Origin of the sequence: Cupriavidus sp. SW-Y-13 (assembly GCF_009793345.1) — a bacterium.
Taxonomy (GTDB): domain Bacteria; phylum Pseudomonadota; class Gammaproteobacteria; order Burkholderiales; family Burkholderiaceae; genus Cupriavidus.
Map to the genome: position 1 here is coordinate 183,575 of NZ_WHLX01000002.1, position 13,008 is coordinate 196,582.

Genomic DNA, 13,008 nt, shown 5'->3' on the forward strand with positions numbered 1-13,008 from the left:
TTTTAGTGCGCCGAGTTAAGCAGCGGCATGCGCCTTCCCCGCCAGCGCGTGCGGGCAGGGAAGGCAAGCTGACAACTCAGTGCGCGGGCGTCATCGATGCCCTGACCGCCTTCACATTGCGCTCGGAAACCGGCGCGGCGCGGTTGTTCCAGCCCTGGCGCAGGAACGTGGCGAGTTCGGCCACTTCGGCGTCGTTCATGCGATGCGCAAAGCCGGGCATCACCAGGATCGACGGCGCCTTGGCCGTGGATGGCGTGCGTGCACCAGCCAATATCACGTTGACCAGCGCGGTCGGGCTGTCGGCATTGACGACCGTTGCCCCATCCACGCGCGGGAACACGCGCTCCGCACCCTTGCCGGTGACAAAGTGGCAGGCCGCGCAGTTATCGAGATACAGCCTTTCGCCGAGCGTCAGGTTCTTGGCGGCCGTCAGCTTGCGGATCGTGGCGTCTGAACCTTGGGGCTTGATCGAAGCCGCTTGCGACGGTACCGGCGACAGGCTCTTCAGATATGCCGCCATCGCAGACAGATCGGTGGTGCGCATATGCGACGTGCTGTGCTCGACCACGGCGGTCATCTCGCCCGCCACGGCAGCGGTGCGGTTACGTCCGGTCTGCAGATAGTCGACGATGTCCTGGTTGGTCCACTGCGGCATGCCGCGCAGCGATGGTACGGGCCAGCCATTCAGATCCCCACCTGCGAGGTACTGCGCATCGGCGCTCGAATCGGCTTTCTCGTTCATCGCGAAACCACGCGGCGTGTGGCAACTGCTGCAATGGCCGAGCCCTTCCACCAGGTACGCGCCGAGCTTGACCTGATCGGTCCATGCCTGGCGCGGCTGGAAAGGCTTGTCCGAGGTGAACACGTAGTTCCAGGCCAGCATGCCCCAGCGCAGGTTGAACGGGAAATCCATGCTGGTCTCGGGCGGCTGCGCGTTGCTCGGTTTCACGCCTTCCATGAAGAACGCGTAGAGCGCATGGATGTCCGCGTCGGTCACCTTGCCGTAGTTCGGATAGGGCATGGCCGGATACAGGTGCTGGCCATCGGCCCGCACACCCTTGCGCACCGCATCGGCGAACTGTTTCTCGGTGTACTTGCCGATACCGTGCTGCTTGTCTGGCGTGATGTTGGTGGAATAGATGATGCCGTGGCCGCTGTCGATGGCCAGGCCGCCGCTGTACTCGGGCTTGCCCGTTGCGCTGTGGCAGGCCATGCAATCGCCCACGCGGGCCAGGTAGGCACCGCGCTGGATGAGCGCGGGGTCCGATGCGGCAAGTGCCGACGGTGCCATCGATGCCGCTGCCGTGCCGAGCGTGGCGGCGATGAGGAAGGAACGTAAGAATGTCATGGTCGTCGTGATCAGGCTTGCACCAGCGGTCCCGGGTTCTTGAGGTACTGCTTCTTGATGGCGTCCGCGGCCATCAGCGTGATGGCACCGATGGTGGCAGTGGGATTCGCCTGGAAGTTCTGCGGGAACGCGTTGCCGCCCGGCACGAACACGTTGTGCACGTCCCACGATTGCAGGTAGCGGTTCAATGCGGAGTCACGCGGCGACGTACCCATGATCGCGCCGCCCACGTTGTGGGTGGACACGTACTTGGTGATGTCCCAGTGCGAATCGAGCGCGAGGAAGCTCTCGGACATCGCATCGGGCTTCATCTCCTTCGAGATCTTCAGCACGATCTCGCGCAGATAGCGTTGCAGCTTCAACTCGTTCTCGCGCCAGTCGAACGTCATGCGCAGCAGCGGCTGGCCCCACGGGTCCTTGTAGCGCGGATCGAGATCGAGGTAGTGGCCGCGATACGACATGCACGTGGTGGTGATGCTGATCTTCATCGAGCGACCGTACCAGTCCACCATGCCTTCCTTCCAGCCCTTGCCCCAGCTTGGCGTGCCGGGCGGCAGCGCGGTGCCGATGGGCGCACCGGTTGCCTGCGAGCTATGGATCTTGGCGCCGCCGATAAAGCCCAGCGACGGACCATCGAAGTTGCCCGGCGAGATGTCGTTGAACATTTCACCCGTGGCGCCAGCCGTGGCAAACGGGTTGAAGTGCTTGTCCTTGAAGAACAGCGTGGCGCCACCATTGCTCAGGAACGCATAGTTGCGGCCCACGGTGCCGGTCTCGGAGATCGGATCGTACGGCTTGCCGATGCGCGACAGCAGCATCAATCGCACGTTGGCGAACTGGAAACTCGACAGCACCACGATCTTCGCGGGCTGGAACACCTCTTTGCCTTGCGCGTCGATATAGGTCACGCCGCGCGCGGTCTTGCGATCCTTGTGCAGATCCACGCGAATCACGTTCGCATTCACGCGATACGAGAAGTTCGGCATGCGCTTGACCACATCGAGAATGGTCGTTTGCGGCGATGCCTTCGAGTAGTTCAGGCACGGGTACTTGCTGCAATATCCGCAGTAGTTGCACGGTGCCAACTGCGCGCCGTACGGATTCGTCCATGCCTGCGACACATTGGCCGACGGATTCGGGAACGGGTGATAGCCCATCTTCCGCGCAGTGTCGGCGAACATCGAGCAGTTCAGCGTGTCCTGCAACGCAGGCAGCGGATACGGATTCGAGCGCGGACCTTCGAACGGATCGCCACCGGGCTGCACCTGGCCGCGCAGGTTGCCGGTGTTGCCGGAGAGACCGCAGACCTTGTCGAAGAAATCGTAGTACGGCTCGATCTCGTCCCATGTGAACGGGAAGTCCTTGATGCGCATGTCCGCATCGAGCGTGCCGCGCTTGTACGCCTTGTCCGCGTAGGTCTTGAGCTTGATATCGGTGGGCGTGGGACGAATCAGCACGCCGGTCCAGTGCAGGCCGGAGCCGCCGACGCCCGTGCCGGGCGCAAAGGCGCCCCACTTGCGCGTGGGCAGCGCGGTTTCATCCTGCTTGTAGCGTACGGTCAGCGCGGCATCGCGCGGCGTGGCAAAGACCTTGTTGCGCGTGGCATAGCCGTACTGGTCGGCAGGCTTCGGATACGCAAAATCCTCGGGCGGCCGATCCGGGCCGCGTTCGAGCGCGCGCACCTTGAGACCGGCCTGGGCCAGTTCGATGGCCATCAGCGATCCGGCCCATCCAAGGCCGACGATGACGACATCGACGTCGTCGTTGGTGATCTGGGGCATGTGTGTGCTTGTCGTGGGCGTGAAGTGGCCAGCCGCGCGATAGGTCGCACGGCGCGCGTCACGCCTGAAATTCGAAAAAGGAAGAAGCGCCGCTCAGGCGCGCTTGCCGCTCACGCTGACGGGGCCGAGCGGGTAGGGCACGTTGTGCTGGTCCACCCATTCGATGTACTGCGCGCGCGCACCGGGGAAGCCGATGGCGACCCAGGCTTTCATGTCCTTGTTGCCGCCATACATCGGATCGGCCAGATAGCCGTTCTTGGTATCGCCCAGCAGTTGCGAGAAGAACTGCGAAGCCTTCAGCGAGGTCTCGCCCAGCGCGGCAAAGTCCACGGTGTCTTTCTGCAGCGCCGTCAGCAGGGCGTCCTGCTCCTGGGCGGAAAGCTGCTGGAACGGCTTGGCGTGGCGCGCGTTGGCGGCCTGTTGCACCAGCGCGATACCACGCCGATACACATCCTGCGGCGCGTACGGCAACTGGAAACCCAGCGTCTTCGGCGCAGTGATGTTGTGCGGGCCCTGCAGATAGATGTCGTTGCCAAGCCCGCCCTTGAGCTGCTGATCGATGAAGACGGGGACGTTGGTCTCCAGCGCGCCAGGACCCTTGCCCTCGGCCGGAATCAGCCGGTCGCACGCGGCCAGGATGAACTGCCACTCGGGCGCGCTGAAGAAGACGGGCTGGTAGTGCTGCAGATGCACGTCCTCCAGGCCCTTGGCGCGAAGTTCGTGAAGCGGAATGGCCGCGACGGGCACGGCAACTGCGGTTGCCTTGAGAAAGTTGCGACGTGAGAACGGGGGCGTAGACATGTGAGGTCCGTTGTTATCAGGCGTCGTCCCCACGCGAATCTCTGATTGGCAGGCGTGGCGCCTACCCCGGATCCGTCTCACGCTGGAAAAGGTCGGTCATCGTACCTCTAAGTTGTTATGGAATGCAATGATTAGATTGCTAATTGATTGTTCGTGTGGGTGGACAGTGGTGGCTGGGGCTTCTTTTCTTTCTTTTCTTCCCCCGCCGCGTCAGCGTGCCGCGCGCACTCGGGTCAAGCAACCCATCCCTCAACCCGCATCCATCTCCGCAAACAGCAGCTTCGCCACGCGCGTGGCTTCGCTCCCTGCGGGGATGCCGCAGTACATCGATGCCTGCAGGAACACCTCGCCGATTTCTGCGCGCGTGACGCCGTTGTTCAGCGCCGCCCGGATATGGGTCTTCAGTTCGCCGGTGCGGCCCTGCGCGGTCAGGATCGACAGCACGCCGATGCTGCGGGCGCGGCGGTCCAGGCCGGGGCGGTTCCAGATGTCGCCCCACAGGTTCTTGATGGCGAATTCGCGCATGGGTTCGCTGAAGGCGTCGGTGCCCTTGGTCGACGCCGCAACGTATTCCTCGCCCAGTACTTCGCGGCGAATCTGCTCACCCTTGTCGAACAGTTCCTGGCTCATGCTTCGCTCCCTTTGCGTTTTGAAGGATTCCGGTGGCGGTTGCCAGCCGATGCAGCAAAGTCTGGAGTGGTGCGCAGGAGAAGGAAAGATGCCTGCGTAGTTCTCATGTTCACCAAAAGTGATTGCCGGGTAGGGACAACCCCGGTGAGAACAAGAAGTGAACACGAGAACAGCGTTCGCATCTTTTGCGAGGTCCGGTTCCGCTCATAGACTGGCTTCACATTGGCGGGCCGGACTGACCGGCTGCCTTCCTCGCAAGGTCATGAGCATGCAAAACGTTTCGTCGGAATTCAACGCGCTGGTGCTGTCGCTGATCGGGGCTGATGCGATTGGCTCCTACATTGCCGGAGAGATGGTGTCCGGCGATGGCGCAACACTGTCGTTGACTGACCCGGCCAGCGAGCAGACCCTGCTCGTGTTCGCCGATGCCAACGCAGAGGTGGTGAGCGCCGCAGTACGCAGTTGCCACGCCGGCCAGAAGCAATGGGCCGCATTCTCTGCGCAACGCCGGGGCGAAGTCATGGCGCAACTGGGCAAGCTGATCCAGCGCGATGCCGAGCCGTTGGCCCGCCTCGAAGCGATTACCAGTGGCAAGGCCATCAAGGCAGCACGTGCACAGGTGGCTGCGGTGGCCGAGATCTTCCGCTACTACGCCGGCTGGACCGACAAGTTCCTGGGTAACGTGATTCCCGTACCTGGCGGACAACTGAACTACACGTTACGGGAGCCGCTGGGCGTGGTGCTGACGATCACCCCATGGAATTCGCCGATTTACCTCGCTGCATGGAATGTCGCGCCAGCGCTCGCCATGGGCAACAGCGTGCTGCTCAAGCCATCGGAACTCACACCGCTGACCGCACTGGCCATGGCCAGGCTGGCTCGCGAGGCGGGCATGCCTTCGGGCACGCTGAACGTCATCAATGGCCTCGGCAAGACAATCGGCGATGCGGCCATCTCGAATCCGCTGGTGAAGAAGGTCGTCTTTGTCGGCTCGACGCAGACCGGGCGTGCAGTGAACGCAGCTGCCGCACAGCGCCCGATTTCGTGTTTGCTGGAGCTGGGCGGAAAATCGGCCAATATCGTGTTTGACGATGCGGATCTGGCGCAGGCTGCTCGCGCCGCCGTCACGGCAGCATGCGCCAACACCGGTCAGAACTGTGCCGCAGGCTCGCGCCTGCTCGTGCAGCGCGGCATCTACGACGAGTTCGTCGCGGCAGTCGGCAAGGCAATCGCCGACTATCGCATTGGCCATCCGTTGGATGAGTCCGTGGAAGGCGGCCCCATCAACAATCGCGCGCAGTTCGAGCGCATCAATCGCATGGTCCAAATCGGCCTGGACGAAGGGGCAGAACTGGTGACCGGCGGTGTGAGCGAAGCCACGGGCAACGGTTTCTACGTGAAGCCCACGGTGTTCAAGCATGTGAGCAACGACATGCGGATTGCGCGTGAAGAAGTCTTCGGACCCGTGGTGGTGGCGATTCCTTTCGATACGGAAGCGGAAGCGGTGGCCATCGCCAACGACAGCGAGTTCGCGCTGGCCGGCGCCGTCTGGACGCGCGATGTGGCGCGCGCCCATCGCGTGGTCGCCAAAGTGAATGCGGGCCTTCTGTGGATCAACATGTACCGCGACATGCATGTCGCCACGCCATTCGGTGGCAACGACAGCAGCGGTTATGGCCGCTCCAGCGGCGCCGAATGCCTCCATGAATACACCCGGACGAAAAGCGTCTGGGTGCCGATTGCCGAAGGCTGCTGAACGCCAGCCCTTCCTTTTCTCATTCTTCTTTCAGGTTTCAACATGGAAAACTTCAAGACTGTTGGCGTGATTGGCCTGGGCAATATGGGCCGTGGCATGGCCCTGACGCTGCAACGTTCGGGCTACGCCGTGCTGGGCCTGGACAAGTCGGAGCAGGTTGCTGCTGTCGCACGCGAGGCTGGCATTCCGCTGGCATCGAGCCTGCCGGAACTGGCGCGCGCGTGCTCGGCCATCGTGCTGTCGCTGCCGACCTCCGCCATCGTACGCGCCGTGCTGGAAGGCGCGGAGGGCCTGCTCGCCAATGCCGCTCCCGGCACGCTTCTGATCGATACGACGACTGCGGATCCGCAAATCACGCGTGAACTGGCTGCGGTGCTGAAAGAGAAGAACATCCGCTTTGTCGATGCACCAGTGAGTGGCGGTCCGACGGGTGCAATGAAGGGCGAACTGACGATGTTCATCGGCGGTTCGGAAGAGGACGTGGCCTATGCCAATCCGATCCTGTCGGCGCTAGGCACCAAGCGTTTTCATATCGGCGATGTCAGCGCGGGCCACGTGGCCAAGCTCATCAACAATCTGCTGACGGCCTCGCACCTGGTCACTGCCAGCGAAGCTTTCCGCCTGGCCAACGCAGCCGGTATCTCGACGGAACAATTGATCGAAGCCGTCAATGCGGGGTCGGGTCGCAGTGGGGTGACGCTGTTCAACTACCCGACACGCATCCTGAACAACACGTACAGCTCCGGCTTCACGATGCAACTGATGCGCAAGGACGTGAATCTTGCCGTGTCGCTGGGTGATGCCCTGGGCCTGAGCCTGCCGACGGTGTCGGTCATCGGAGACATCTGGAAGTCGAGTGCCTCGGCGCTGGCCGACGGCGAAGACTTCAACCGTATCGTCAACTTTGAACGCGACAAGTCACCTGCCAAGGTCTGACCGCGCCCGAAACTTGCTTTTTTGTTTGAGCGCCGTACCTGTATAGAGGTGGAAACCACCCGGAGGTGCGGCGTCGATTCCCAATCGTCTCTTCCCGCCAACCACCGCCTGGTTCAGCCAGCCGGAGAACCCTGAAGCTCGTATGCAAGCACCATCCCACTGAAATTGGAGTGAAAGATGTCGTTCCCGCGGATTCTCGTTTCCTGTGTTGGCCTTTCCATCGCGATGCTGTCGAGCGGCGCTGCGCTGGCGGAGTTTCCAGATCGCCCCATTCGCCTGGTGGTGCCCTTTCCTCCGGGCGGCAGCGTGGATTCCGTCGCCCGACTGGTCTCGGTGCAACTGAGCGAACGCCTCAAGCAGCAGGTGGTCATCGACTACAAGCCAGGTGCGGCGACCATCGTCGGCGCCGAAGGCGTGGCGCGCTCGCCTGCGGATGGCTACACGCTGCTGCTGGGAACCTCCACCACCTTTGTGGTGAACCCCATCATCTATCGCAAGCTGAACTACAACGCGGACACGAGCTTCGATCCCATCGGCGTGCTGGGAAGCAATTCGCTGGTGCTGCTCGCCAACAATGGCGTGGCGGCGCAGACGCTCCCGCAACTGCTGGCCGACATCAAGGCGAAACCGGGCACCTACTCCTATGGCTCGCATGGTACGGGTTCGACAGTGAACTTTGCCGGCGAGATGCTGTGGAATGCGGCGGGTGTGAAGGTGCTGCACGTGCCTTACAAGGGCAGTGCGCCGGCGATGACGGACGTCATGGGCGGGCAGATTCCGTTGAGCTTCGACGCGGTGCCAGCCTCGGTTGCTGCCTTGAAGAGCGGAAAGATCCGGGCGCTGGCTGTCACCGGTCCCAAGCGCAATCCGATGCTGCCGAATGTGCCGACCATCGCAGAAAGCGGTTTCCCCGGTTTCCGCATGGACTCGTGGTTCGCCATCGTGGCACCGAAGGGTGTCCCGGCTGCGGTCAAACAAAAGCTGGTGACGGAACTGGCGAAGTCCATGGCGGACCCTGGCTTGCAGGAGAAGCTGGTGAACCTGGGCTTCGAGCCGGAGTACGGCACGCCGGCGAAATACACCGAATCCGTCAAGGCGGATACGGCGACGCTGACCCCCGTGGCGAAAGCCAACAACATGATGCAGGACTGATCCGGAGTTCGATATGTCCCGTTCTGCCGCCCTTGAATTCGCGGTCAATCATCTGGAGTCGGGCCAGTTGTTTGCCGACCTGTCCCGACGTGTCTCCATTCGTTCAGAAAGCGATATGGGCGCGGACCCTGCCACGCTGGGACACTACTTCGATGTCGAGATCGTGCCGTGGCTCCAGCGGCTGGGTTTCGAGGTGGAAGTCTCGCCGAATCCCGATCCCAAAGGTGGTCCGTTGCTGGTGGGGCGACGTATCGAAGATCCTGCGCAACTCACGGTGCTGACCTATGGCCATGGCGATGTGGTCAACGGTCAGGAACCAGGTTGGCGGAAGGGCGCTGGTCCGTGGACGCTCGCGGTCGATGGCGATCGATGGTACGGACGCGGAACCGCAGACAACAAGGGCCAGCACAGCATCAACCTTGCGGGGCTGGAATACGCGCTGGCGGCGCGCGGTGGGAAGCTGGGCTACAACGTCATCGTGCTGATGGAGATGGGGGAGGAGGCCGGCTCGCCGGGACTGCGCGAGTTCTGCGAAGCTAATGTGCAGCAGTTGCGTGCGGATCTGTTCATCGGTTGCGATGGTCCGCGTGTCAGGGCGAACCGACCCACGCTGTTTCTCGGCTCACGTGGCATGGTGAATTTCAGTCTCACCGTTCAGGCGCGGGAGCGCGCGTATCACTCGGGCAACTGGGGTGGTGTGATTTCGAATCCGGCGACCATTCTCGCCAACGCGCTGTCGACTATCGTCGATGCACGCGGGCAGATGCTGGTCCCCGAGCTGTTTCCGCCCGCTATTTCCTCCGCCGTCAAAGCGGCACTGGCCGACATCGAATTGGGTGGTGGCAAGGATGACCCCGAATTCACGCCTGGGTGGGGCGAGCCCGATCTGTCCCCTGCGGAGCGACTGGTGGCGTGGAACACCATCGAAGTGCTTGCATTGGGTGCCGGTTCCGCGCAACGCCCCGTCAATGCGATTCCCTCCGCAGCGGTAGCGCATTGCCAGTTGCGCTTCGTGGTGGGCACCCCGTGGCAGGATCTCGAAGCGATTCTCCGCAGCCATCTCGATGCGAACGGCTTCCCGGAGGTTGCCATCAAGGTGACCATGAGCGGTGCGGCTACGCGGCTGGATGTGGAACACCCGTGGGTGAAGTGGGTGGCTGGCTCGATTGAGTCCAGCACGGGTACGTTGCCCGCGATTCTTCCGAACCTGGCCGGCACGTTGCCGAATGACGTCTTTGCGGATGTGCTCGGCCTTCCCACTATCTGGGTACCTCACTCTTACCCGGCTTGCGCGCAGCACGGGCCGGACGAGCATATGCTGACGAGTGTGACCCGCGAGGGCCTGCGGATGATGGCGGGACTCTACTGGGACCTTGGCGAGCACGCTGGCCTCCCGGTGTCCAACGCGGCCTGACCGGATTGAAGGATTGACAGGGCGATATCGAAAGGTGTTCACTCGGTCAGATCGAACACTCCGAGATATCTCCCGTCATGACGTTGGATCAGCTTCGCGCTTTCGTGGCAGTCGTCGAACATGGCAGCATCCGCGCGGCGGCGAGGTCGCTGGACCTTGCGCAAAGCGGGCTGACGCAGCAGATCAAGCGACTGGAATCGTCGCTGGGCGCCAGCCTCTTTGCACGGGGGAACCGGGGCATTGTGCTGACCGGCCCGGGAGAAACCTTGCTGGCGCGCTCACGCATCATCCTTGGCGAATGCGAGCGGACGGAGCAGGAGTTCCAGAGCTTCCAGGGAAATCCGGTTGGCGCGATGAACGTCGGCGTTTCTTCCGAGGCGTTTGCTCGCGTCGTGCCGCCGGTGCTGCGCGCATTCCGACAACGATTCCCAAGTTTCTCCGTCCATCTGGCGAGTGGCCCATCAAGTTCGCTGCTGTCCGGCATCCGTGAAGGAAGGCTCGACTTCGCGTTGACACTGGTGTCGCGCAAGACGGACATGACAGACCTCACCAGCACGCGGCTGACCAAGTCGGACCCCGTCATCGTATGCAGGGTCGGCCATCCCAACGAGAAGGCGCGAAGCATCAAGGCGCTGGCCGACTGCGAGTGGGTGAATACGAGACCGCCGGGCCAGGCGGGGTTGCCTTCCAATCGTCTTGTCGACCTGTTTCACAACGCTGGATTGGAGACACCGAATATCGCGGTGACTGTGGAATCGCTCTATGACACGCTCAATCTGGTGTCGAGGACCGACCTGCTGTTTCTCTCCCCGAGAATCGCCCTCGAACAGGAGGGGTTCATGGGAGCGCTCAGGGAAATCCGCATCGGCGAGGCGATACCGCCGGCTGACCTTTGTCTGGTGCAGCGTACGGCGGTACCGCTTCCTCCCATCACCGGAGAGTTCGCGAAGATGCTGATTTCCTACAGCAGGATGCTTCGCAAGGGAGGTACTGCGGGAGGGTGAGCGTAGGTGGCTATTGTCCCGCCACCGCCTTCGGCCTCACCGAATCCACCGTCCCCTGAATGAACGCCTTGATCTTCTCCACATCGTCGGCAGTCAGCTTGCCCGTGAAATCAGGCATGCCGCGTGCCATGAACGGGCCCTTGAAGACGATGCGGTCGAGATGCGAGATGGACTCGGCGCTGACGAAGCCGAGGTTCGGGATATTGCCGCCACGATCCACGCCCGGTACGCCGTGGCACATCACGCAACTGCTCACGTAGAGTCCGGCGCCGTCGTTGACCTTGGCCGCGTCGTACTTCACGCCGGTGAGCAGGCCATCGGTGCGGTAGCTGGCAAAGGCCGGTGGCTTGGCCTGTCCGCCGAGCGCGAATGTGTAGACGGTGCCGGGGCCCTGGCGGTCGGTGGCGCGTTGGGCCTGGCCGTACACGCCGCCCCATCCCACGGCGATGGAGATGAACTGCCGGCCATCGACTTCATAGCTGACCGGCGCGGCGATGACACCTGTACCCGTTGGCGTTTCCCAGAGCTTGCTGCCGGTCTTCGCGTCGTAGGCCACAAATCGGCCATCTGCCGTGCCCTGGAAAACGAGGTTGCCAGCGGTGGTCAGCGTGCCGCCGTTCCACGGTGAAACGTGTTCCTGCGACCAGACCGTCTTCTGCTGCACCGGGTCCCATGCCAGCAATCGGCCGAACGGCTTGCTCTTCGGTGGTTCCGCGTTGAGGAACTTGGCGGTGTTCCATCCCGTGTTGCCGCCGGGCTGCATCGGTTGCGCGCCGTTGAAGGTCCAGTTCTTGTCGTCGAGCAGGTTGACCGGCACGTTCTGCGCGGGCAGGTAGACGAGTCCGGTCTGCGGATTGAACGACATCGGGTGCCAGTTGTGCGCACCGTAGGGGCCGGGGATCGAATCGAACGGTTTGTCCGTGGCGCGGGCTTCGGCCACATCGACAGGCCGTCCCTTGGCGTCATAGCCCGTGGTCCAGTTCACATCGACAAAATTCTTGGCCGAGATGAACTGGCCGTTGGTGCGGTCGATAACGAAGAAGAAGCCGTTCTTGGGCGCGTGCAGGATGACCTTGCGCGGCTGGCCGTTGATGGTGAGATCGGCCAGGATCATCGGCTGCGTGGACGTGTAGTCCCAGTTGTCGCCGGGCGTTTCCTGGTAGTGCCATTTGTACTGGCCGGTGTCAGGGTCGAGCGCGACGATCGATGCCAGATAGAGGTTGTCGCCACCAGCGGGGCTGCGCTTGCGATGCGACCATGGCGAGCCGTTGCCCGTGCCCACATACATCAGGTTCAGGTCGGGATCGAAGGTCATCGAGTCCCATGCCGTGCCGCCGCCGCCCGCTTCCCACCACTTGCCGGCCGGGTCCCAGGTCTTGGCGGCTGTCTCCATCGATGCATCCTCGAATGGTTTCGAGGGATCGCCCGGCACCGTGAACCAGCGCCATTTCTGCGCGCCGGTATTGGCGTCGTAGGCGGTGATGTAGCCGCGCACGCCAAACTCCGCGCCGCCGTTGCCGATGATGACCTTGCCGTTGAACACACGCGGCGCGCCCGTGATGGTGTACGAGAACTTGCGGTCGATGATCGTGTCCTTGTCCCACAGTTTGCGTCCCGTGGCGGCGTCGAGCGCAATGAGTCGCCCGTCATAGGACGCCACGAACACCTTGCCTTGATACAACGCAACGCCCCGGTTCACCACGTCGCAGCAGCCACGGTAGCCGAGCGCGCGGTTCACCTTGGGATCGAAGGTCCAGAGCCGGCGGCCCGTGCGCACATCCACGGCGTGGACCACGCTCCATGACGCGGTCACGTACATCACGCCATCGACAACCAGCGGGGTCGATTCCACGCCGCGCGTCGATTCGAGTCCGTATGACCAGACGAGGCCCAGGTCTTTCACATTGTTGGCGTCGATCTGGGTCAGGCGGCTGAAGCGGGTTTCTGCGTAGTCGAGTCCGTAGCTGGGCCAGTTCTGTGTGGTCTTGGCATTGGCGCGGATGTAGTTGCCATCCACCTTGGCCGTGGCCGCGCGTATCTTGGTCGCGGACATTGGGGATGAATCGGGTGCGGCGTGGGTGGCCAGGGGCAGGGCCAGCAGGCAGGCCGCGGCAAAGCGGGGCCAATGCGGGCGCCGGAAGCGCCACGTCTCGTGCGTCATGTTGTCTCCTCTGCGGGTTTCTTGT

10 protein-coding genes are annotated in these 13,008 nt (G+C 62.8%); 5 read left to right on the forward strand and 5 right to left on the reverse strand.

The window, feature by feature from the left end; translation table 11 throughout:
* Positions 1-76 precede the first annotated feature (76 nt).
* From GA566_RS16800 to GA566_RS16815, 4 genes are all read right to left on the reverse strand, one after another.
* Positions 77-1,348: a cytochrome c gene (locus GA566_RS16800; protein ID WP_160473427.1), complete on the reverse strand. Its 1,272-nt coding sequence runs from the start codon at positions 1,346-1,348 to the stop codon at positions 77-79.
* An 11-nt stretch (positions 1,349-1,359) separates the two neighbouring features.
* A complete protein-coding gene (locus GA566_RS16805) occupies positions 1,360-3,129 on the reverse strand; it encodes a GMC family oxidoreductase (RefSeq protein ID WP_160473428.1) in 1,770 nt (589 codons plus the stop codon).
* A 93-nt stretch (positions 3,130-3,222) separates the two neighbouring features.
* Positions 3,223-3,930: a gluconate 2-dehydrogenase subunit 3 family protein gene (locus GA566_RS16810; protein ID WP_160473429.1), complete on the reverse strand. Its 708-nt coding sequence runs from the start codon at positions 3,928-3,930 to the stop codon at positions 3,223-3,225.
* Between the two features lie 249 nt (positions 3,931-4,179).
* Positions 4,180-4,560 carry a carboxymuconolactone decarboxylase family protein gene (locus GA566_RS16815; RefSeq protein ID WP_137925608.1) on the reverse strand — a complete coding sequence of 127 codons (381 nt, stop codon included), beginning with the start codon at positions 4,558-4,560 and terminating at the stop codon, positions 4,180-4,182.
* Between the two features lie 268 nt (positions 4,561-4,828).
* Here GA566_RS16815 and GA566_RS16820 point away from each other — a divergent pair, with 268 nt between their 5' ends.
* From GA566_RS16820 to GA566_RS16840, 5 genes are all read left to right on the forward strand, one after another.
* Entirely contained in the window at positions 4,829-6,316 is a 1,488-nt protein-coding gene (locus GA566_RS16820; protein ID WP_160473430.1) for an aldehyde dehydrogenase family protein, read from the forward strand.
* A gap of 42 nt (positions 6,317-6,358) precedes the next feature.
* Complete coding sequence (locus tag GA566_RS16825; protein WP_160473431.1) at positions 6,359-7,252, forward strand: NAD(P)-dependent oxidoreductase; 894 nt, start codon at positions 6,359-6,361, stop codon at positions 7,250-7,252.
* Positions 7,253-7,429: 177 nt separating this feature from the next.
* Positions 7,430-8,404, forward strand: coding sequence for a tripartite tricarboxylate transporter substrate binding protein (locus GA566_RS16830; RefSeq protein ID WP_160473432.1), 975 nt, complete (start codon positions 7,430-7,432; stop codon positions 8,402-8,404).
* A 13-nt stretch (positions 8,405-8,417) separates the two neighbouring features.
* Positions 8,418-9,818 carry a M20 family metallopeptidase gene (locus tag GA566_RS16835; protein WP_160473433.1) on the forward strand — a complete coding sequence of 467 codons (1,401 nt, stop codon included), beginning with the start codon at positions 8,418-8,420 and terminating at the stop codon, positions 9,816-9,818.
* A 77-nt stretch (positions 9,819-9,895) separates the two neighbouring features.
* On the forward strand, positions 9,896-10,822 hold the full coding sequence (locus tag GA566_RS16840) for a LysR substrate-binding domain-containing protein (RefSeq protein ID WP_160473434.1): 927 nt from the start codon (positions 9,896-9,898) through the stop codon (positions 10,820-10,822).
* A gap of 10 nt (positions 10,823-10,832) precedes the next feature.
* On the opposite strand, the gene GA566_RS16845 is transcribed toward GA566_RS16840, so the two are convergent.
* A complete protein-coding gene (locus GA566_RS16845; protein WP_160473435.1) occupies positions 10,833-12,983 on the reverse strand; it encodes a PQQ-dependent dehydrogenase, methanol/ethanol family in 2,151 nt (716 codons plus the stop codon).
* Positions 12,984-13,008 lie beyond the last annotated feature (25 nt).